The organism is Corynebacterium efficiens YS-314 (assembly GCF_000011305.1).
Classification (GTDB): Bacteria; Actinomycetota; Actinomycetes; order Mycobacteriales; family Mycobacteriaceae; genus Corynebacterium; species Corynebacterium efficiens.
Genome location: NC_004369.1, coordinates 1241924 through 1263580 on the forward strand (window position 1 = coordinate 1241924; position 21657 = coordinate 1263580).

The 21657-nt window shown below is 63.7% G+C and carries 17 protein-coding genes and 1 CRISPR repeat array (1 of these 18 running past the window's edge); of the genes, 11 read left to right on the forward strand and 6 right to left on the reverse strand.

Going from position 1 to position 21657, the window contains the following annotated elements:
- Nucleotides 1-1059: direct repeats of the CRISPR family, unit length 36 nt; unit sequence CCCTCAATGAAAGGCCGTCGAACTAACGACGGCAGG; it begins 480 nt to the left of the window's first position.
- Nucleotides 1060-1365: 306 nt separating this feature from the next.
- The 5 genes from CE_RS06015 to CE_RS06035 form a co-directional block, all read right to left on the reverse strand.
- A complete protein-coding gene (locus CE_RS06015; protein ID WP_006769851.1) occupies nucleotides 1366-5070 on the reverse strand; it encodes a multifunctional oxoglutarate decarboxylase/oxoglutarate dehydrogenase thiamine pyrophosphate-binding subunit/dihydrolipoyllysine-residue succinyltransferase subunit in 3705 nt (1234 codons plus the stop codon).
- Between the two features lie 142 nt (nucleotides 5071-5212).
- On the reverse strand, nucleotides 5213-8941 hold the full coding sequence (locus CE_RS06020; RefSeq protein WP_006769850.1) for an ABC transporter ATP-binding protein: 3729 nt from the start codon (nucleotides 8939-8941) through the stop codon (nucleotides 5213-5215).
- An 81-nt stretch (nucleotides 8942-9022) separates the two neighbouring features.
- Entirely contained in the window at nucleotides 9023-9736 is a 714-nt protein-coding gene (locus CE_RS06025) for a hypothetical protein (protein WP_006769849.1), read from the reverse strand.
- A 26-nt stretch (nucleotides 9737-9762) separates the two neighbouring features.
- Nucleotides 9763-10572 (reverse strand): shikimate 5-dehydrogenase, encoded by an 810-nt coding sequence (locus CE_RS06030; protein ID WP_006769848.1) that lies wholly within the window; start codon nucleotides 10570-10572, stop codon nucleotides 9763-9765.
- 47 nt (nucleotides 10573-10619) lie between these two features.
- Entirely contained in the window at nucleotides 10620-11072 is a 453-nt protein-coding gene (locus CE_RS06035) for a thioesterase family protein (RefSeq protein ID WP_006769847.1), read from the reverse strand.
- Nucleotides 11073-11156: 84 nt separating this feature from the next.
- Between CE_RS06035 and CE_RS06040 the strand changes: the two genes are divergently transcribed.
- From CE_RS06040 to CE_RS06085, 10 genes are all read left to right on the forward strand, one after another.
- Nucleotides 11157-12143: a hypothetical protein gene (locus CE_RS06040; RefSeq protein WP_006769846.1), complete on the forward strand. Its 987-nt coding sequence runs from the start codon at nucleotides 11157-11159 to the stop codon at nucleotides 12141-12143.
- Between the two features lie 285 nt (nucleotides 12144-12428).
- Entirely contained in the window at nucleotides 12429-14111 is a 1683-nt protein-coding gene (locus tag CE_RS06045; protein WP_006769845.1) for a carboxylesterase/lipase family protein, read from the forward strand.
- A complete protein-coding gene (locus CE_RS06050) occupies nucleotides 14111-14773 on the forward strand; it encodes a (2Fe-2S)-binding protein (RefSeq protein WP_006769844.1) in 663 nt (220 codons plus the stop codon). The genes CE_RS06045 and CE_RS06050 overlap by 1 nt, the downstream gene beginning before the upstream one ends.
- Nucleotides 14774-14866: 93 nt before the next feature.
- Nucleotides 14867-15694 (forward strand): hypothetical protein, encoded by an 828-nt coding sequence (locus CE_RS06055; RefSeq protein WP_006769843.1) that lies wholly within the window; start codon nucleotides 14867-14869, stop codon nucleotides 15692-15694.
- A 178-nt stretch (nucleotides 15695-15872) separates the two neighbouring features.
- Nucleotides 15873-16088, forward strand: coding sequence for a hypothetical protein (locus tag CE_RS15415; protein ID WP_162096707.1), 216 nt, complete (start codon nucleotides 15873-15875; stop codon nucleotides 16086-16088).
- Nucleotides 15997-17025 (forward strand): PP2C family protein-serine/threonine phosphatase, encoded by a 1029-nt coding sequence (locus CE_RS06065; RefSeq protein ID WP_162096716.1) that lies wholly within the window; start codon nucleotides 15997-15999, stop codon nucleotides 17023-17025. Before CE_RS15415 ends, CE_RS06065 begins: the two co-directional genes overlap by 92 nt.
- Nucleotides 17022-18185 carry a glycosyltransferase family 2 protein gene (locus tag CE_RS15780; RefSeq protein WP_006769840.1) on the forward strand — a complete coding sequence of 388 codons (1164 nt, stop codon included), beginning with the start codon at nucleotides 17022-17024 and terminating at the stop codon, nucleotides 18183-18185. The genes CE_RS06065 and CE_RS15780 overlap by 4 nt, the downstream gene beginning before the upstream one ends.
- Complete coding sequence (locus CE_RS15785) at nucleotides 18142-19014, forward strand: glycosyltransferase family 2 protein (protein WP_143758432.1); 873 nt, start codon at nucleotides 18142-18144, stop codon at nucleotides 19012-19014. Before CE_RS15780 ends, CE_RS15785 begins: the two co-directional genes overlap by 44 nt.
- Nucleotides 19015-19344, forward strand: coding sequence for an STAS domain-containing protein (locus CE_RS06080; protein WP_006769838.1), 330 nt, complete (start codon nucleotides 19015-19017; stop codon nucleotides 19342-19344).
- 17 nt (nucleotides 19345-19361) lie between these two features.
- The gene (locus CE_RS06085) at nucleotides 19362-19760 is read left to right on the forward strand and encodes an ATP-binding protein (RefSeq protein WP_231295157.1); all 399 of its coding nucleotides are present in this window, start codon (nucleotides 19362-19364) and stop codon (nucleotides 19758-19760) included.
- Between the two features lie 6 nt (nucleotides 19761-19766).
- Here CE_RS06085 and CE_RS06090 read toward each other — a convergent pair whose 3' ends face one another.
- Complete coding sequence (locus CE_RS06090; RefSeq protein WP_006769836.1) at nucleotides 19767-20252, reverse strand: hypothetical protein; 486 nt, start codon at nucleotides 20250-20252, stop codon at nucleotides 19767-19769.
- A 224-nt stretch (nucleotides 20253-20476) separates the two neighbouring features.
- Between CE_RS06090 and CE_RS06095 the strand changes: the two genes are divergently transcribed.
- Complete coding sequence (locus tag CE_RS06095) at nucleotides 20477-21655, forward strand: MFS transporter (protein WP_006769834.1); 1179 nt, start codon at nucleotides 20477-20479, stop codon at nucleotides 21653-21655.
- The last annotated feature ends 2 nt before the right edge of the window (nucleotides 21656-21657 follow it).

The following is a 21657-nucleotide window of genomic DNA, read 5'->3' on the forward strand; positions in this document are numbered from 1 at the left end:
AAGCGCGAAGATCTTCTCGATCCCTCAATGAAAGGCCGTCGAACTAACGACGGCAGGGCAGGATGGAACGACACCCCCATTGCTGATGGAGGCCCTCAATGAAAGGCCGTCGAACTAACGACGGCAGGTATGATCGAGTGACGCGGACCCGGGGTGAGGATAACCCTCAATGAAAGGCCGTCGAACTAACGACGGCAGGCCGCGATTGCCCTGCCGAGTCGTGCGCCCACCCCCCCTCAATGAAAGGCCGTCGAACTAACGACGGCAGGTGAGGACCTCACCATCTACGACACGTCCGATCAGCCCTCAATGAAAGGCCGTCGAACTAACGACGGCAGGTAAGGCACCAGATCACAATGGTGCACCCCGTGTGTCCCTCAATGAAAGGCCGTCGAACTAACGACGGCAGGCAGGGCGCCCGGGTCCCAGCCGGGGTAGCTGGCCTCCCTCAATGAAAGGCCGTCGAACTAACGACGGCAGGGTCGGGCGTCGACGCCACGTCTGGCGAAGTCGAACGCCCTCAATGAAAGGCCGTCGAACTAACGACGGCAGGGTTGTTCATGATGCGTCTTTCCTGGGGGGCTAGGGCCCTCAATGAAAGGCCGTCGAACTAACGACGGCAGGGGCTGCAGCGGGCGCTGTGGAGCTCGCTGGAAGACCCTCAATGAAAGGCCGTCGAACTAACGACGGCAGGGGAGGGGTGCCACTGGTAGAGCCAGCCGTAGTCGTCCCCTCAATGAAAGGCCGTCGAACTAACGACGGCAGGTGGTGCGCCCTCGATGAGGCGGTTGACCTTCTCCACCAGCCCTCAATGAAAGGCCGTCGAACTAACGACGGCAGGGAATCGTAGAGGATGCCATCCTCCACAAAGCAAACCCTCAATGAAAGGCCGTCGAACTAACGACGGCAGGTTCCTCATCGACGCCACGATCGATTCCATAGTGGTCCCCCTCAATGAAAGGCCGTCGAACTAACGACGGCAGGGTCCACAGAATCCCCCCAGAAACTGGGGCCGATCTCGTCCCCTCAATGAAAGGCCGTCGAACTAACGACGGCAGGTGCCCTGATAAATAATAGCCCCTGATTAGGTGTTTTAGGAGACGTTGCGAGCGCTGTTCTCAAATAGCGCAGCGTTTCAGGAAGGAAACCGACAATATCGCCTTGGAAAGTCATCTACCTGCACTGATGATGGTGCGAGCAAAAGCCGGAATTTCCTGGGTGACCGGGATGCTCGCACGATCCAAATGCAGAACTTAAACGTGATGGGTGATATATGAATATTATCGCCTATGCAGGCAAAGCAAAACCCCGCCCGCATCTAAAGGGTGCGGGCGGGGTTCAAGGTATCAACCGCTGTATTAACGTTTATGCGTTGAACGCATCATCCAGCAGCTTCTGCTGCTCGATGGTGTGCACCTTCGCGATACCGGTCGCAGTCGAGGACTGGGAACGGCGCGAGATGCGACGCATCGGGAGCATGCCCTCGATGAGGTTGGGCAGGTGCTCCTGGTAGAACGGCCAGGCACCCTGGTTTGCCGGCTCGTCCTGAACGAACAGGATCTCCTCGGCGTTGGGGTAGCCGTCGAAGGCGTCGCGCAGACGGTTGAACGGGATCGGGTGCAGCATCTCGATGCGCACGATCGCGATGTCGTCGCGGTTGTCCTTCTCCTTGCGCTTGGCCAGTTCGTAGTAGATCTTGCCGGAGCACAGCATGATCTTCTTCACCTTGGAGGCATCCGCCACGTTCGGATCGTCGATCACGGACTTGAAGCGGGTGACCTCGGTGAACTCCTCCGGAGCGGAGGTGGCGGCCTTGTTGCGCAGCATGGACTTCGGGGTGAAGACGACCAGCGGGCGCTTCATCTTGCCCAGTGCGTGACGACGCAGCAGGTGGAAGTAGTTCGCCGGGGTGGTCGGCTGGGCGATGGTCATGGAACCCTCGGCGCACAGCTGCAGGAAACGCTCGATGCGTGCGGAGGAGTGGTCCGGACCCTGGCCCTCGTAACCGTGGGGCAGCAGCAGGATGACCGAGGAGGTCTGGCCCCACTTGGCCTCACCGGAGGAGATGTACTCATCGATGATGGTCTGTGCACCGTTGGCGAAGTCACCGAACTGTGCCTCCCAGGACACCACGGCGTCCGGGTTGCCCACGGAGTAGCCGTATTCGAAGCCCATACCCGCGTACTCGGTCAGCGCGGAGTTGTAGACGAGGAACTTGCCGCCGCCCTTGGCCTGTGCCAGCTCGTGGAGCGGGTTGAACTCCTCGGCGGTGTTCGGGTCGATGGCCACGGCGTGACGCTGGGTGAAGGTACCACGGCGGGAATCCTCACCGGCGAGGCGGACCAGCCTGCCGGAGGTGGCCAGGGAGCCGAAGGCGATGAGCTCGCCCCATGCCCAGTCGATGCCACCCTCGGTGACGGACTCGGCACGCTTCTTGGCCACCGGTGCCACACGTGGGTGGTAGGTGAAGCCCTCTGGGGTGTTGACGAAGGCCTGGCCGAGTTCGACCAGTTCCTCGCGGGTGATGTTGGTGTCCAGGCCACGGGTCAGTTCCTGGGAACCGGTGATGCCGGTCTGCTCATCAGGCTGCTTCTTGCCGGCTTCCTTGACCTCGTTGAACACGGATTCCATCTGGTCGTGGAAGTCGCGGACAACGGCCTCGGCGTCCTCGGGGGAGAGGTCACCACGGCCGAGGAGGTCCTCGGTGTAGGTGGCACGCACGGAGTCGCGGCCGGTGATCAGCTCGTACATCTTCGGCTGGGTCATGGATGGGTCATCAGCCTCGTTGTGGCCGCGCAGGCGGTAGCAGATGAGGTCGATGAAGACATCCTTGCCGAAGCGGCGACGGTACTCGGTGGCCAGCTGGCCGACCCAGACCACAGCCTCGGGGTCGTCACCGTTGACGTGGAACACCGGGCAACCGAAGGCCTTGGCGCAGTCGGTGGCGTAGTGCATGGAACGGCTGGAGTCCGGGGTGGTGGTGAAGCCGATCTGGTTGTTGACCACGATGTGGATGGTGCCACCGACATCGTAACCACGCAGGGCTGCGAGGTTGATGGTCTCGGGCACGATGCCCAGGCCGGCGAAGGCGGCGTCACCGTGGAGCAGCAGCGGGACGACGGTGTAGCCGTCCGGGCCCTTGTCCAGGATGTCCTGCTTGGCGCGGACGATGCCCTCCACGACCGGGTTGACGGCCTCGAGGTGGGAGGGGTTGGCGGTGAGGGAGACCTTGATCTCGCCGTCGCCGAACATCTGCAGGTGGGTGCCCTCGGAACCGAGGTGGTACTTCACGTCACCGGAGCCACCGATCTGGCCCTGCTCCATCTGGCCCTCGAACTCGTTGAAGATCGAGGCCAGTGGCTTGCCGACGATGTTGAACAGCACGTTGAGGCGACCACGGTGGGGCATGCCGATGACGACCTCGTCAAGGCCCTGGCCTGCGGCGGTGTCGATGGCGGAGTCCATCAGCGGGATCAGTGACTCGGCACCCTCGAGGGAGAAACGCTTCTGGCCGACGTACTTGGTCTGCAGGAAGTTCTCGAATGCCTCGGCGGCGTTGAGCTTCTGCAGGATGTACTTCTGCTCGGCGGCGGTGGGCTTGGGCATACCGGCCTCGAGGCGGTCCTGCAGCCAGGTGCGCTCATCGCGGTCGAGGATGTGGGTGTACTCGGAGCCGACCTTGAGGGTGTAGGCGGCGCGGAGGCGGCTGAGCACCTCGCGCAGGGTCATGGTCTCCTTGCCACCGAAACCACCGACGTGGAAGGTACGGTCCAGATCCCACAGGGTCAGGCCGTGGGTCTCGATGTCGAGGTCACGGTGATCCGGGACGGGCATGCCGGGCTGGACCCAGGGCAGTGGGTTGGTGTCGGCGATGAGGTGACCGCGGGAGCGGTAGGCCTCGATGAGCTGCATGACACGGGTGTTCTTGTCCACACCGGTGTTGGGCAGGTCCTGTGCCCAGCGCATCGGGGTGTAGGGAACGTTCATCTCCTCGAAGATGTGATCCCAGAACGCATCGTCCACGAGCAGCTGGGACATGGTGCGCAGGAACTCACCGGATTCCGCGCCCTGGATGACGCGGTGATCGTAGGTGGAGGTGATGGTGACGAGCTTGCCCACACCGAGCTCGGCGAGACGGTCCTCGGAGGCACCCTGGAACTCGGCCGGGTAGTCCATGGAACCGACACCGATGATGGTGCCCTGGCCCTTGGTCAGACGCGGGATGGAGTGGCGGGTACCGATGCCACCCGGGTTGGTCAGGGAGATGGTGACACCCTGGTAGTCATCCATGGTGAGCTTGCCGACGCGGGAGCGTGCCACAACGTCCTCATAGGCCTCCAGGAACTGGGAGAAGGTCATCTTCTCGGTTTCCTTGATGGCGGCGACCACGAGGGCACGGGAGCCGTCCTTCTGGGGGAGGTCGATGGCCAGGCCGAGGTTGATGTGCTCCGGGACGACCAGGGACGGCTTGCCGTCGACGATGTCATAGGAGTTGTTCATGTCCGGGTGTGCCATGACAGCCTTCACCATGGCGTAGCCGATGATGTGGGTGAAGGAGATCTTGCCGCCACGGGTGCGCTTGAGCTGGTCGTTGACCATGGCGCGGTTCTCGAACATGAGGCGCGCGGGCATGTCGCGGACGGAGGTGGCGGTGGGCACCTCGAGGGAGAGGTCCATGTTCTTGGCGATGGACTTGAAGATGCCCCTGAGTGGGGTGGTTCCCGGCTCAGGCATGGCAGCTGGCTTGGACAGGGGGGACTCCTTGGCCTTCTTGGCAGGCTTGGACGCCTGGTTTTGCTTAACAGGGGCAGCCTTGGCTGGCGCAGAGGCCGGTGCGGTCTTGGCGGCAGGGGCAGCCTTGGCGGTGGACTGTCCGGAAGTTGAGGACTGCGACGAAGCTGCCTTCTTGGCTTCGGGGGTGGCGGGGGTAGCCTTTTCAGCCTGGGGACCCCCCTGAGACTCGAAGAGCTCTCTCCATTCCTTGTCCACGGACTGGGGGTCCTTCTTGAACTGCTGGAACATCTCATCCACCAGCCACGCGTTCTGGCCGAAAGTACTAGCGCTGCTCACGGCAGGTACTCGCCTCTTTTCCTTGCTTGTTGAGGGTTCTAAATGGGCTTTATTTTATCCACTGTAACGCTGGTTCCGGTCGCGGGGACCTAGCACCCCAGTATTAGCACCTTTTGGTAACAGTCTTTCCTAAAATATCCTGTCACCCTACTAAATGCCACATTGTTGCGTAGGTTCCATTCGCTCCCAGAAGTTCATCGTGGGAACCATCCTCGATGATACGTCCCCCGTCAACCACGATGATCCGGTCGGCCCGGCTAGCGGTGGCGAGCCGGTGCGCGACGATCACGCTCGTGCGGTTCCGGGTGACCCGGTCGGAGGCGTTGAGGATGACCGTCTCGGTGGCGGGGTCGAGGGTGGAGGTGGCCTCGTCGAGAAGCATGATCACCGGTTCGATGAGCTCGGCGCGCGCCAGAGCGATCAGCTGCCGCTGCCCGGAGGACAGGCCGCGTCCGCGTTCACCGACGGGGTGGTTGAATCCCCCCGGGATCGCGGCGATGGCGGTGAGCGCCCCCACCCGGCGGGCGGCATCCTCGATCATGCTTTGCGACGCCCCCGTCATCCCGTACCCGATGTTGTCGGCCACGGTACCGGAGAACAGGTGGGCCTCCTGCGGTACATGACCGATCGCGAGCCGCCAGTCACGCGTGGGGAAGTCACGGATGTCGGTGCCGGAGGCCAGCACCTGCCCGTCAGTGGGGTCGTAGAGCCGGGACAGCAATTTCACGATGGTGGATTTGCCCGCGCCCGTGGGGCCCACCACCGCGACGGTGGTGCCCGGTTCGATGCTCAGGTGCACACTTTCCAGGATGGGTGTGTCGGTGTAGGCGAAGGAGACGTCGTCAAGCATCAGCTCGCCGCCGGCGGCGCTGCGCGCCCCGGGTGCGGTGCCGTCGTCGGGTACGGAGGGGGTGGTGGTCAGCAGCTCGCGGATGCGGCGGAAGCCCACGGCGGCCTGCTGGTAGCTGTCGAAGATCTGGCTGAGCTGTTGGATGGGCCCGAACATCAGGCCCATGTAGAGCACGAACGCCACGAGCACACCGGGGCTGAGCTGCCCGCGGGCCACCTGCCAGGCACCCAGGCCGAGCACGAGCGCCTGGGCGATCTCGGACAGGGCGGTGAGGCCGGGGAAGTAGATCGACACGGCGGTCTGGGAGTTCACACGCAGGCGGCGGTACTCCTCGGCCTCTCGTTCGAAGGTGTCATTGACACGGTCCTCCATGCGGTGCATCTGCGCGGTGCGCAGGCCGGCGATGGATTCCTGGAAGGTGGCGTTGACCTGGCTGATCTGCTCGCGGGCCTGGGTGTACAGACGCGAGGAGATCTGCCGGAAGATCAGGGTGAGCACCACGATCACCGGCACCACCGCCAGCGCTGCGAGTGCGAGGGTGGCATCGGTGATCAGCAGCATGCTCACCACACCGACGAGGGTGCCGACCGAGACCACCGTCTGCGCCAGGCCGGTCTGCAGGAAGGAGGAGAGGTTGTCGATGTCGGTGGTCATCCGCGTCATGATGCGCCCCGACATGGTGCGTTCGAAATAGTCCATGCTCAGGCGCAGCAGGTGCACGAACGACCGCAGCCGCAGACCGAACAGGAGACGCTCGCCGGTCCGGGCGGTGAGCACGGTGTTGACGGTCGCGGCCGCCCAGCCGAGCAGCACCACGACCGCACCCACCCCGGCGATGGTCCACAGGGTGCCGGTGTCGCGGGCCCGGACACCATTGTCGATGGCCATGCGCATCAGTGTCGGGAACGCCAGATCGGCGACCACACCCACCAGCAGCAGACCGATGACCGCCGCGATGAGGAACCGCACCTGGCGGAAGAGCCGGCCCAGCTCAAAGGGGCGGGACTCGTTCTTCAACCGCGTGGTGTCGATCCGGGGCTGCTCCGTGGCCGGGGGCAGCGCCTCCACCCGTGTGATCAGCTCGGGTGTGGCGGGCATGGATGCCCCGCTTCCGCGCCCACCGACACTCGAGGTGTTGGTGATGAGACGGTATCTACTGCCCTGTTCCGACACCTCGGGCCACAGCTCATCGTGGTCGGGTTCGGCGGCGCCGTCGAGTTCGAACTCCGGGGTGCCCGGCTCCTTGAAATCAAGCGCCATGAGGTGGGCGAACCGGGCATGCCGGTTCATCTCCTCCAGGGTGCCGTGGGCGGTGACCACACCGCGTTCCACCAGGCCGACGCGGTCGGCGAGTTCCAGGGAGGAATGCCGGTGGGCGACCATGAGGATGGTGACATCGGTGAGTTCCTCGCGGATGGCGCGGAAGATGCGGTCCTCGGTGGTCGCATCGATCGCGGAGGTGGCATCATCGAGCACGAGCACCCGCGGGCGGGCCAGGAACGCCCGGGCCAGCGCGATGCGCTGCCGCTGCCCACCGGAGAGCGTCAGTCCACGTTCGCCGACCACCTCGGCGTAACCATTGGGGAGCTTGTCGACGAACTCATGTGCCTGCGCCATCTCCGCCGCGCGCCGCACCTCCTCGTCGGTGACATCAAGCCCCATCGCGATGTTGTCGCGGACGGTGGTGGAATACAGGAACGGCTCATCGAACACGGCGATGAGGTTGCTGCGGATATCAGCGCGGGTGAGACGCTCGAAGGGTAGCTGGCGGCCCTGGGCATCCAGGAATGCGAGGTGGCCCTGCTCCGGCTGGTAGAAGGCCCCGGCCAGCTGCACCGCCATGGTCTTACCCGATCCCGGTGGGCCCACCAGCACCATGGTCTCCCCGGGGTTGACCGTGAGATCCAGGCCGTTGAGGATGCCCCGGAAGTGCACATCGGACAGGCGCAGGCCGAGGGGCTGGTTGTCGGGGATGGTGATGGTGTCCACGGGATCGTGGTGCTCCGGTTCCAGATCGACGACCTCGAAGACCCGCTCCACCGACGACAGGGCCAGCTGCACCCGCATGAGCATCCCCGACAGGGACCGGGCCACCGCCGAGAGGCTGGTGAGGTACGCCGAGAACGCGACGAAAGTACCCACCGTGATCTGGCCGGTCATGGCGAGATAACCACCACCGACGATGTTGACCACCAGGGCGATCTGCGGCAGCTGCTCCACCATGGGGATGAACCGCGCGGTCAGACGCGCGGTGCGCATGCGCTGGGAGTAGAGATCCCGGGCGTTGTCCTCGAGTTTCCCCACCTCCCGGTCCTCCTGCACAAACGCCTTGACCACCCGGATGCCCGAGACTGTCTCCTCAACATGGGTGGCCAGGTCCGCGGCCTTCTGCTGCGCTGACCACGTGGAGGCAAACAGGGCGCGCCGGGAATAGGCCACCGCGAACAGCAGCAGGGGCACCAGGATGACCGCGATGATGGTCAGCGGCGGGGAGATCAACAGCATGATCACCAGGGTGACCACCAGTTTGACCACGTTGCCGATGATCATGGGCATCATCGCCAGCAGGCCCTGGACCTGGTTGATATCCGAGATCGACCGGGAGACCACCTGGCCGGTGCGGATATCATCCTGGCCGGGGCCGTCGAGACGTTGCAGGGTGGCCAGCACCTGCAGACGGATGTCGTGCTGCACACCGATGCTCAGCCGCCCTGCGGTGTACCGGCGTGCGAACTGGGTGGCATAGCGCGCCAGCGCCACGATGATGATCATTGTGATCACGGCGGTGAGCATGCTCGTGCCCGTCGGGGTGATGGCGTCGAGCAGGGAGGTGGTCAGGGTGGCACCCGTCTGGCCCAGAGCGATGTCGATGGCCCCGCCGGTGAGCAGGGGGATCGCGAGTTCGAAGAGGGTGGCCAGCACCGCGGCGATGACGGTGATGCTGGTCAGGGCAGGCCGCTGCCACGCCACGGTGATCAGCTGGCGGATGCGGTTGGGGGTGGGTGAGGTGCTACGGGGCAACTGCGGGCCTTTCGGGGGTGAAACCGGCGGGGGAGGGATCCTTTCGTCGGGTGAGGGGGCGGGGAGGCGTCGACAAGCTTCTTAGGCGGGCAGGGGACCGAGCGACTGGCCGACATTGGTGATCGCCCGGGACGCCAGCTTGCGGTTGGCGATGGTGCCCACCACCGCACCGACGCCGAGCGGCAGGATCTTCCCCAGCCACGCGCCTCGGAAACGCCTGCCCAGACGCTTGATGGCCATGCGCAGCAGACGGCTGTTCACATCAGCCAGACCACTGATGCTGAACCGCGAGATGTTGGCGGCGGGGAGCGCGCGCTTCTTGGAGATATCACCCACGGCGGCATCCACCAGCGCGGTGCCCTGCGAACCGAGCAGCACCACGAGGATCAGGGCCCGACGACGCTCCGGGTGGCTGATATCCACCCCGCGCAGATGGGCGGACGCCATGGTGTAGAAGGCCACGGCGTCGAGAAACACCAGCGACTCCGCGCTGATCGCCAGCGCACCGGTGAGGAAACCGATGCCCGGGATCGCCGCGGTCAACCCCACCGACGCACCGGAACCGGTGGCGATCCTCTTCAGGTGATCATCCATGATCTTCTGGATCTGCTGCGGGGAATGATCCGGGTTCTTCCGCTTCAGGCGTGCCACATAGGCCTCGATGGCACCGGTCTGCATGTGCACGGCCCGGTCCAGGGCCGGAATGAGCAGCTTGCCGCCCCAGCCCGCATTGTCCTCGACGGATTGCGGGTCGGAATTGATGGCATCGGTGAACGTGGTGGTGTCTCTGGCCATGTCAAGCCTCCTGTGGGTGCGGGGGTTTAAGGTGCTGCGTACTCCTCAGCGGCGATGATCTGCTCATCGGTGGGGCGGACGCCCGTGTACAGGTGGAACTGCTCGGCTGCCTGCAGGGCGGCAACCTCTCCACCGTCGATCGTCTTCTTACCCTGGGACCTCGCGAGCCTGATGAGGGGGGTCTCCACGGGGAAGGCGACACAGTCGAAGATGACCTCAGCGCGGTCGATCTCATCCCTGTCGAAAGCTACAACATCCTCGTCGGGTCCATTCATTCCCAATGGGGTCACATTGACCAGAACCTGGGCGTGCTCCGGGACCTGCGCGGAGTACTCCCAGCCGTACCGCTGGGCCAGGGCCGCACCGGTGGTGTGATTGCGCGCCACCACGGTGCCGCGCATCCCGTGATCGGTCAGGGCGGCGATGACGGCGTTGGCCATCCCGCCGGAACCACGCAGGGCCACATGCAGATCCGGGTTGACCTGGTGGGCCCTGAGCAGGTTGAGCACCGCGGTGTAATCGGTGTTGTAGCCGGTCAGGTGACCGTCATCATTGACAATGGTGTTGACCGACCGGATCCGCTCCGCACTCGGATCAAGCGCATCGATCAGCGGGATCACATCACCCTTGTACGGCATGGACACCCCCGCACCCCGGATGTTCAACCCGCGGATACCGGCCACCGCCGCGGTGATATCCGCCGGGGCGATGGCCTTGTAGAGGAAATTCAGGCCCAGCTCAGCATAGAGCCAGTTGTGGAAGCGGACCCCGTGGTTGGACGGACGTGCAGCAAGAGAAATACACAGGGTGGTGTCCCTGTCGACGTGGTTGACCATGCACTGGATTTTATACTCTTTTACACAGCCGGGGCGGTGGGGGCCAATCAGATCCGGATAGCGCCGAAGCTGTCGGCGAGGTTGTTGACGGTGCCGGTGAACTGCTCCCGATCCACCACGACCCGCTTGTGCGTGCCGCGTCCCTGCACCGTCTCACCCGCGGTGACCTCCACCGACCACTCCGCAGAACGCTTGCCGACGCCCGTGGCCGTCACCCTCACCACCAGCTCCGCCCCTTCCGTGGCCGGCGCATCATGGGTGATATCCACACCCACCCCCAGGGAGATCGCGCCCTCCGGCAGGCTCGCCTTCAGATGGTCCATGCACGCCCATTCGATGAGGCCGACGAAGAACCCCGTCGCGAACACCCTCGGCATCGCCGCGAACTCCTCCGACTCCGGATACAGATCAGGCACCGCCTTGTTGCCGGGGACGGTGTAACGGAATTCGTGGGTGTCGCCGACGGCGATCGGGCCATTATCAATGAGGTTGATGGTCATAACCGCAGATTATACGTGTGTTGAGTCACATCCGGTGGTGTGTTTTGATGGGGGCAGCGGAATTCTTCGGGGGAGGGATCGACAGTGGGGGACAACCATCTGGGCGCGGGGCCCTTCTACCGGGCATCTGAGCTGGACCAGCCCAACTACTGGGAGCTGCGGCGTGAAGTCCGCGGAGGCCGGTTGATACGGATCACCACCGGCGTCTACGTGGAATCGGAGTACTGGCACACCCTGTCGGAGACAGATAAGAAGAAGGCGCACGCGGTCATGATCGCACGTCGGACTGGAGCACCCCTGGTGGGAAGAACAGCGGCCCTGTTCCACAGGTTCCCACTGCCGTCGTCACTGACTGACATCCCGGTGGAGATCGGACACCGCAGAACCGGGTCCGAAACCCCGGTTATCCACCGACATCTGGGTCCTGACCTGCCGGAACACCTCCTCGCCATCGGCAGGGGTGAGGATGCGTACCGACTCACCAACCCCACCCGCACCTGCATCGATGTGGCCCGGTGGTATCCGATGTGGGAGGCCGTGACCTACACGGATCACGCACTGCGAACCCGCATGACCAGCGTGGCGAAACTCCGGGAGTACCTAGACCAGATGCGTGGCTTCAAGGGGATCGCCTCAGCCCGGACAGCGGTGCGACTGGCCACGCCCTGGTCAGAGAGCCCCCGGGAATCCGTGACCAAGGCGGCGATGTTCCACGCCGGGCTCCCCGCACCCCTGCAGCAGGTTGGCATCTATGATTCCCGCGGGGATCTCCTCGGGCGTGTCGACTTCCTCTTCGAGGAGATTTCAGTTGCCGTCGAATACGACGGAATGGGAAAACACGAGGGTGAGTTCGGGGTCTCCTCCCTGGCCGCCACGAAATCGGAGTTCAAACGCCACAGCCTGCTCACCCAGGAGGGTCTACTGGTATTCCGCTTGAACGCTGCGGATTTCACGCACCGCGACGGCATTGAGCGCCTCGTCGAGCAGGTCCGCAGGGCCTCCCACCATCCCCGCCCCTTTCCACCGGAGCGGTTTCGCGCGGCCGGCCGGGCCTGGCGTGAGGTGCCGTGACAAAAACTGTTGTTTTGTGCGCCCAGGAGGAGTATTTCCCCAGGATGGCGTTCAAAAACCAACGGAATTTGCCACGCCGGGGGTCGGGTGCTGGCCCGCTATGACAAAAACTGTTGTTTTGTGCACCCCGGCCCCACGTTTCCCCAGGACGCCCGAGACAGAACAACGGAATTTGCCACACCGGGCCCCTGGCGCGAGGGCCACCCCGCCCGACCAGGGCAATCCTGCTCACACCCGTCGCTGTTCAATTGCCGCCCCCTCGCAACCGGCCTAGCCTTGGGTCTTATGGATGGTTCGACGTGGAAGCCGCGGCCTGAGGGGCCGATCGCCAATAGTGCGGCGGGTTCGGTGTTGGCTGATGAGTTGGTGGTTCCCACTTCGTTGGGGTTCGTGAAGGGCGTCCGGGGGCCGGGGCTGCGGACGTGGCGGGGGATTCCCTATGGTCGCAACACCGGCGGGAGGTACCGGTTCCGGGCGCCGCGTCCGATGAAGAGGTGGCAGGGGATCAGGGATTGTTCGGTGTTCGGGGATGTCGCCCCACAGCCGACGTATTCCTGGACTGACCGGGTCCGGGGGTCGGAGGATTGTCTGAATCTGGATATCGTCAGGCCGGATAATAATGAGGAGCTGCCGGTGGTGGTGTATATCCACGGTGGTTCCTACATCATGGGGGCGTCGAGTGAGAAGGCGCTGCGGGGGTACAACCTGGTGAGGGAGATGGGCGTGGTGTACGTGTCCATCAATTTCCGGTTGGGTGCGTTGGGGTATCTGGATCTGCGGTCGGTGGGGGAGGACTGCGTGGCCAACCCGGCCCTGCATGACCAGCTCATGGCCCTCAACTGGATCAAGAGGAATATCGCGAATTTCGGTGGCGATGCGGAGAACATCACCCTGATGGGTGAGTCGGCGGGGGCTGCCGGGGTGATTTCCCTGATGTGTGTGCCCACCGCGAAGGGGTTGTTCCACCGGGCGGTGGTGCAGTCGGCGCCGATGGCTACGGTGCATTCTCCCACGCAGTCGAAGTTGTGGGCCCGGGAGCTGGTGTACCGGATGGCCATGCCCCGGGATACCTCCCTGGAGGATCTGCGTGCGGAGTCGGCGGATGACATTGTGCGCGCCGGGCAGTCGATGCTGTGGAAGTCGGGGGAGCTGCTGTATCTGAATTCGTGTTATGGCCCGACAGTGGACGGGACGCTGCTGCCGGATCATCCGCTGGTGATGTTCGAGGAGGGCCGGCAGGCGCGGATCCCCCTGATCATCGGGACCAATTCTGATGAGACGTCGTTTTCCAAGGCGTTCTATCTGCGCAGCTCGGCGCGCAGGAGGTCCGCGCTGCGCATGCTCAGTGTGTTCGATCCGGAGAACACCGAGCAGGTGCTGGATGCCTACGGGGGTGCGGAGTCCAGGTCGGAGTTCGCGCAGTTGCTCGCGGATGCGATCTTCTGGGCCCCGTCGGTGCGTCTGGCGCAGGCGCATGCGAAATTCGAGCCGACGTGGATGTACCGGTTTGATTATGCGCCGGAGTCGTTGCGCAAGCTGGGGCTCGGGGCGATCCACTCCTTTGAGCTCAATGCGGTGTTCGGGGATCATGAATCGTCGCGCACCATGGGGTTCACCCGCCTGGGTGGTGGGGCGGAGCATCTGGAGAACATCACCGAGCTGGTGCAGCATCACTGGGGTGAGTTCATCCGCACGGCGTCGCCGGGGCAGGGGTGGCATCGCTACCGTGCCCAGACCGATGATGCGCCGGGGTGGGGCACGTTCATTATTGATGTCAACAGCCGCATGGCGTGGGACCCACGTCAGGCCAAACGGAGGGCATGGGAGAATTATGACATGCTGGAGTGGGGTACGGGACGCCCCGACCTGGCCGCGGAACTCGATTACCTGCTCACGCAGAGTGATGAGGAGGAACCCGTGCCGGGGATGCGCTGGATGAATCTGATGCAGATGTTTGGAGCACGTTGATGAGTTTCTGGAACCGGGTTGTGGCCCAGTACCCCCTGTTCGCCGACACCCTGGTGCCGGGGCCCGGTGCCCGGCCGATCACGGTTGAGGAGCTCGCCGCCACGGGGACGGTCACCGCGGCGGTGGCGAAGGGGCAGGAGATCTTCGAGATCGCCCAGCCCAAGCATGCGGGGCAGTTGTGGTTCTACACGCTGTGCAATGCGATGGTTGCCCCCTCGGTGTATGCGATGGTGGAGTTTGAGCAGGTTCCCAGCCTTGATCTCCGGCAGGGGCAGCTGCATGCGCGGGATGAGTTCTGGTTCGGTTTCGTGCCTGGTGCCTTTCTCGGTCCGGGGGAGTGGCGGCTGGCGGGGCAGCAGTACGGTGAGGCGATCGGGGTGGTCGTCGACAAGCTCTGTGAGGTGGCCGGGCTGCGGCCGGCGCCGCTGTGGGCCGTCGCGGGCGACTGCCTGGCGATCGCGGCCTCCCAGGCGGGCGAGGAGGCCTTCGAGGAGGAGCTGGCGCGCGAGGTGGCCACGGAGCTTATCGACGGTCTAGCCACCGCCGCCTCCGTCCCCGCCCCGAGATTTTCAGCGGATGGGCGCTACAAACGCGCAGCGTGCTGTATGATCTACCACTCGCCGAATGCCGAGATGTGCACCTCCTGTCCGCACCTTCGCTGAAGTGGTAGGCATGTCCGGAGATCGGGCACTAGAGTGGTCGACAGTGTCTGAGGGACCCTCCCCGGCACAACCCAGATGGAAGGTCATCCGAACATGAGCTTTTTCGAGGACATCGCAGCTGCGCTCGACAGAGATGGTATTGAATCGCGCGTCAATGGCGACACAATGTTCGTTCCGATCACCTCTGACCTGGAGATCCAGTTCGTGGAGATCGATTCCCTCCTGCCGGCGGCCAATGTCTACATCGCCGCCGCCAATGTGGATGAGGATGATGAGGACTTCGAGGCCGTCCTGGTCTCCGTGGTGTTCTCCATTGATGATGCCGTGGTCGCCGTGGCCAAGCATGTCGCCACCGATCAGGTGGTCACTGTCCTGCGTGATCTGCTGGAAGGCACCGATGAACGCATCCAGGATCTGGAGTTCTACCAGGATGCCGTCAACGCCAACCTGGTGCGCGCCGAGGTCGGCCAGAACTCTGAGCTGCAGGTTCTGGTCGAGGTCGAGGATGGGGTCCCCACCGCCACCGTCAGTTTCGTCGCCATCGGGGAGACCTTCGAGGACCTGGTGGATCAGGCCATCGAGGAGCTGTGGGAATCCGACGGCGATGCGGTGCTCTCGGAGGAGGACCGCCAGCGCATGTTCGCGGACCTGACCGGCGAGCTGGAGTTCGCAACCGATGAGGTTCTCGATCTGGGTACCTTCACCGACTTCGACCGGCTTTTCGATGTCCTCTCCCTCGCCGATGACCACGCCGAGGACTGGGAGGAACAGCTCGTCCCCTTCGATGATGAGGAATTCGATGAGCCCGATGTCTACGATCTCTTCGTTGATGACTCCGATGAGGACGACTTCGAGGATGATGATGACGAAGACGACGACGAAGAGGACGACGAAGACGACGACGACCCCGCTTCGAAGTAGTTGACCGCGTTCACCCCAGCTACCCCGGCACCCGCCTGATACCTGATATCAGGTGGCCGGGGTATTCCTTTGCCCTGGCTGGGAAACCTGTGCAGAAAGGTGGGGAAGACTATGAGCCTCTACTACAGTGGTTTCAAGATCAACTAAAGATTTCGTGCTCAGACGAGAGGAGCGGCGCGTGATCGACGAGGAGAAGCGCCAAGCGGCCCTTGACGCGATGGGCGTCCTTGATACACCACCGGATGAAAGAGTGGAACGGGTGGTGCGGCTGGCGCAGGACCTCTTCCGCGTCCCCATGGTCAGTGTGTCTCTCATCGACCGGGATCGTCAGTGGAGGAAGGCACAGATCGGACTGGGGGGGAAACGAAGCCCCACGGCAGGATTCCTTCTGTGATCAAACTGTTCGACGTAACGAGCCACTCATTGTCGAGGATGCCTCCACCCTTCCTGAATTCGCGGACAATCCCTTTGTCGCGGGGGATCCCCATCTGAGGTTCTATGCAGGTCATCCCCTTCACGCGCCGGGTGGGGAACCGGTGGGTACTCTGTGCATCGTTGACACCACCCCGCGTGAGTTCAATGAGCGTGACCGGGAGCTGCTCAGTGAGCTTGCCTACTGGGTGGAGGTGGAGCTTGATCAGGACCAGGAGTTGGATAATGCCGAGGTGGTTCAGCGGGCAATGATCTCGCGGGACACCCCGGAGCTCCCCGGGTACACCATCGCGGCGGCGATCATTCCCAAGGGCAGGATGTCCGGGGATTATTATGATCTGACCGTCATAGACGGGAGACTCCGGATCACTGTGGTCGATGTCATGGGCAAGGGGCTGGGCCCCGCCCTGGTGGCGTCGGGAATCAGGGGATCCCTGCGTACCGCACCACAACGACCCCTGACAGAGGCCCTCACCGAGGTCGATTGCCTCCTGGATGACACCGTGGGGGAGCTGGGGTTGTTCGCCACCGCAGCCCATGCGGATCTTGACCCGGAGACCGGGGAGATCGAACTGGTGGATGCCGGGCATGGCCTCAGTTTCATCGTCAGCCCGGACGGCACCTGGCTCCAGCTCCGGTCCACGCAGCTTCCCCTGGGCATGGGGGAGCCCGATGGGCGTACCGCCACCTTCGCGGAGCTGCAACCGGGGGATACCTTCCTATGCTGCAGTGATGGGCTGCTGGATGTGCTCGACCCGGCTGATCCCTTCCCCCAGGTGGAACGCGCCATCAACACACTCGGCCCCGAGGAGTCGGTTCAGGCTGCGGTTCGTCTGGCCACCACTGATGAGCGGGCCACCGACGATATCACCGTCATTGCCATCAGGAGAGATCAGTGACAGTGAGATTCGTGATCATCCGCATCCTGGCGGTGTTGTCCGTCATCATGGGTGTCAACTATGTGGTGTGGCGCTGGATGGTGTCGGTGAACTGGGAGGCGTGGTGGATCGCGGTGCCGTTGGTCATCGCCGAGACCTATTCGCTGCTCGATACCTTCCTGTTCAGTCTCACCGTCTGGAAGTCCAAACAGCGCCCCCGGCCGGCTTCCCCACCACAGGGCACGGTGGATGTGTTCATCACTACCTACAACGAGCCCATTGATCTGGTGATGACCACGGCGATTGCAGCGAAGAACATCGCCTACCCGCACAACACCTGGGTGCTTGACGACGGCAACCGCCCCGAGATGGAACGCGCCGCCCGGGAGGCGGGCATCGGGTACATCACCCGCTCGGATGACTGGAGCAACAAGCCCCGTCACGCCAAGGCCGGCAACCTCAACAACGCCCTGTTCCAGACCGAGGGTGAGTTCTTGCTCATCCTCGACGCAGACCAGATCCCCGACCCCCTGATTCTCAGCAACACCCTCGGGTACTTTGCCGATGATCCCGATGTGGCCCTGGTCCAGACCCCGCAGTGGTTCAGCAATGTCGATGAGGCCGATCCCCTCGGCAGCCAGGCACCCTTGTTCTACGGTCCCATCCAGCAGGGCAAGGACGGGTGGAATGCGGCGTTCTTCTGCGGGTCGAACGCCATCCTGCGTCGTGAGGCCCTGATGCGCATGGGCATTGTCGGGTATGTCCGTGAGATCACCGAGTCCACCCAGGAGGCGTTGAAGACCGCCGATCGGATCATGGCCAAGGAGATTCGCGAGACCACCGACCCCGAACTGCGGACCGAGTTGGAGAACCTGCGCGGGGAGATCAAGAGGGCCCGCGCCCAGATCCGTGCGGGTGAGCCGGTGGCTGACGCGACCTACGCGTTGCGACGTTCCATCGACACCGCCGCCGATAACCTCCTCGCCCGGGATTTCGCCACCATCCAGGCGGACCTGGATGCCCTCGCCCAGCTGCCCGTGGATCGGGACAGCGAACTGGACCTCCCGGTGCTCAGCGAAACCGGCCTGGACCGCCTGGCCACCACCAACCTCTCCCCCCCTGGGTGCGGTGGAGGCAGTGAGCAAGCTTCTCGACGCCCTCCAGATCGACCGTTCCGATGAGGCCCAGCCGATCCAGCCGATCGCGACCATCTCGGTCACCGAGGACATGGCCACCGCCATGCAGCTTCATTCCCAGGGCTGGCGCAGTGTCTACCATCATGAGATTCTCGCCCGGGGCCTGGCCCCGGATGATCTGCGCACTATGCTCACCCAGCGGTTGCGGTGGGCGCAGGGCACCCTGCAGGTGATGCTGCGTGACAACCCGATGGTGAAGAAGGGCCTGTCCGCAGGGCAGCGACTGATGTATTTTGCCACCATGTGGAGTTACCTCTCCGGTTTCACCGCGGTGATCTACCTCGCGGCACCGGTGATCTATCTGGTCTTCGGTGTCATGCCGGTGACCGCGTGGAGTGGTGACTTCTTCGTGCGTTTCCTGCCGTATTTCATCATCAACCAGTTGCTGTTCCTGTTCGTGGCCCGGGGTATGCGCACCTGGAGGGGGCAACAGTATTCGCTGGCGTTGTTCCCGGTGTGGATCAAGGCGTGTTGGACCGCCACACTCAATGTGTGGTTCGGCCGTCCACTTGATTTCGCTGTCACGAAGAAGGACGGCCGTGATGAACGCGGAATCCCCTTCCGTCAGATCTGGCCCCAGCTCACCGCGATGGTGGTGTTGGTGCTTGCGATGGCCATCGGTGTCGGCCGCGTGATCGTCGGTGTGGCTGATTCCATGGGTACCATTGTCAACGTCCTCTGGGTGATCTACGACCTCGTGGTTCTGAGCGTGATCCTTCAGGCGGCGTTCTACCGTGGCTTTACCGAACCCGCTGAGCCGGAACCCGAATCTGTGGGCGCGGCGGAGATCAGCAAGAAACCTGAAGGAGAATAAATGGACCTGACCACCACCCACCATGACACCTACGCTGTGATCGCCGTATCGGGGCGTCTGACCGCCATCGGTGCCCCCATTGTGCGCAAGACCGTCACCGAGCTCATCGAGCAGGGCACAATCCAGATCGTGGTGGACCTGGGGGAGACCACGTTTGTTGATTCCTCCGGGTTGGGTGCGCTGATCGGTGGCCTGAAAAGCGCCCGTGTCGCCGGCGGTGACCTGCGTATTGCCGCGGTGCCGGACAGCGTGATGACCATCCTGAAACTGACCAACCTGGATCGGGTGCTGCGGAGCCACCCGACCGCCGATGCTGCTTTCAGTGTCTGATGGATGCTCCCCAGAGAGTGACCCGCACCCTGCAGGGTAAATCGGATCTGTCATTTGTCGATGAGATTCTGGACGGCGTGGAGGGCCTCTGGGAGGAGGCTCCCCATGTCACGGATGAGAACCGGATGATGTTCATGCTGGCGGTCAGTGAGATCGCGACCAACCTGGTCAAACACAATGAGGGACCCGTGTCGATCTGGGTGACACTGTCCGCGGATCATGACCGGTTGGAGGCGATCCTCCAGGATGATGCTGAGGTGTTGGATATCAACTGGGAGGAAATTGCGCAGGCCTCTGATGATGATGAATCCGGCCGCGGCATGGCCCTGGTGCGCTCCGTCCTCCACGAGTTCCACAGTGATGGCGTGCCGCCGGGTAACCGGTGGACCCTGGTGCGCAACCTCGGCCATTCCTGACGTGCGCTAGGCCGCCGCTGACGGTTGCTGGAACAGCGAGGCGGGGGACCGCACCGGGGTGAAGCGGGCATCTACCAGCCAGCAGAAGGTGGGTGCCGGTTCATCGGTGAGTTGATGGACGGCGGTGATGTGGTCGTCGGCAAGCAGGGCGCGCACCCACGCCTCTGCGGCGGTGCGGGGGACGCGTCGGCCTGAGGGGGCGGTGATGCGCACGGTGACCAGATAGGCCGGGGCACGGGTTTCGCCGGTGCCGCGGACGATCTCCCGGACCGCGTCCCCGACCCGCATGCGGGACAGCGTCAGGGTGAGTGGTTCATCCCCGGGTAGGCGGGTGCTGGGCGGACGCCAGGTCGGAACCGGGCGCGCGAGTGATCGTGGGTGTCGCATCATGGAGTTCACGGTGGCGGTGATCTCGGGGAAGGTGGTGCGCAGATATTCGGCGTGGCGGGTGGGGGAGGGGAGCGGGGCGAAGCGGTTGATGTGTTTGATCATGGTGTCGAGGATAGAACACCCACCGGACACGCGTTCGAATAGTTGTAGAAAACATGTTTGAATAAGTCTCGCCCGGTGCAGCTCAATGGAATATTTGCCCCAACAGGGCTAGCCTTGATCAGGAAATGGTGAATACTCAACAAAATCCTGAACCGGTGCCCGCATCCACACCCGCATCCACGCCTGCACCACCGGCAGCGCAGACAGTGCGCCCGAAGATCCCCATGGAGATCTGGGTCCTGGTCGCCGCTGCATTTATCATCGCCCTGGGTTATGGGCTCATTGCGCCGATCCTGCCGCAGTTCGTCGTGACCTTCGATGTCAGCCTCGCCGCCGCGTCCGCGGTGGTGTCCATCTTCGCCGGTGCGCGTCTGCTGTTCGCGCCGGTGTCGGGCACACTCATCGACAGGATCGGATCCCGCCGGGTGTACCTCTCGGGCCTGCTCATCGTCGCGGTGACCACGGGACTCGTCGCCTTCGCCCAGGAGTACTGGCAGATCCTGGCCCTGCGTGGCATCGCGGGTATTGGTTCGACGATGTTCACGGTCTCCGCGATGGGCCTGATCGTGCGGATGGCGCCGGTGGAGATCCGCGGCCGGTGTTCCTCCACCTACGCCTCGGCGTTCCTGTTCGGCAACATCATCGGCCCCGTGGTGGGTGCCGCGCTGTCCACGCTGGGTATGCGTCCCCCGTTTGTCATCTATGGTGCCTCCGTGGCTCTCGCGGCGCTGGTGGTGTGGTGGAAGATGCCGAAGGTGGATGATTCCCTGCGGTCCAGGGCCGATTCCGGTGTGGCCCCGCTGCGGTTCATGGAGGCCGTCCGGGATTCCGCCTACCGCTCCGCGCTGGTGGGCGCGTTCGCCAACGGCTGGTCCAACTTCGGTGTCCGGGTGGCCACCCTGCCGCTGTTCGCCGCGGCGATCTTCACCAACGGTGGGGTGGCGGCCGGTTTCGCCATGGCCGCCTTCGCCGCGGGCAATGCCCTCTGTCTGCAGTTCTCCGGTGATCTGTCCGACCGGATCGGGCGTAAACCCCTCATCATCACCGGTTTGATCACCAACGCACTGTTCACCGCCACCCTGGGGTTCGCCACCAACATCTGGGCCCTGTGCATCCTGTCGGCGCTGGCCGGCGCGGGCGCGGGTCTGCTCAACCCCTCCCAGCAGGCGGTGCTTGCCGACGTCATCGGTTCCGACCGCGCCGGTGGCAAGGTCCTGGCCAATTTCCAGATGGCCCAGGACTTCGGCGCCATCACCGGCCCCATCCTCGTCGGCGCGATCGCGGGTGCCTTCGGTTTCCAGTACGGCTTTATGCTGTGCGGTGTCATCGGTCTGCTGGCCGCGGTGTTCTGGATGTTCGGCCGGGAGACCCTGCCCATCAAACAAGTGAACACACCTGCCTAGGC

Bases quoted from the DNA above. Each gene is read 5' to 3' on its own strand.
- CE_RS06025 (WP_006769849.1), bottom strand. From the start codon at position 9,736: ATGGCCAGAGACACCACCACGTTCACCGATGCCATCAATTCCGACCCG.
- CE_RS06090 (WP_006769836.1), bottom strand. From the start codon at position 20,252: ATGATCAAACACATCAACCGCTTCGCCCCGCTCCCCTCCCCCACCCGC.
- CE_RS06080 (WP_006769838.1), top strand. From the start codon at position 19,015: ATGGACCTGACCACCACCCACCATGACACCTACGCTGTGATCGCCGTA.
- CE_RS06045 (WP_006769845.1), top strand. From the start codon at position 12,429: ATGGATGGTTCGACGTGGAAGCCGCGGCCTGAGGGGCCGATCGCCAAT.
- CE_RS06055 (WP_006769843.1), top strand. From the start codon at position 14,867: ATGAGCTTTTTCGAGGACATCGCAGCTGCGCTCGACAGAGATGGTATT.
- CE_RS06030 (WP_006769848.1), bottom strand. From the start codon at position 10,572: ATGGTCAACCACGTCGACAGGGACACCACCCTGTGTATTTCTCTTGCT.
- CE_RS06035 (WP_006769847.1), bottom strand. From the start codon at position 11,072: ATGACCATCAACCTCATTGATAATGGCCCGATCGCCGTCGGCGACACC.
- CE_RS06050 (WP_006769844.1), top strand. From the start codon at position 14,111: ATGAGTTTCTGGAACCGGGTTGTGGCCCAGTACCCCCTGTTCGCCGAC.
- CE_RS06095 (WP_006769834.1), top strand. From the start codon at position 20,477: ATGGAGATCTGGGTCCTGGTCGCCGCTGCATTTATCATCGCCCTGGGT.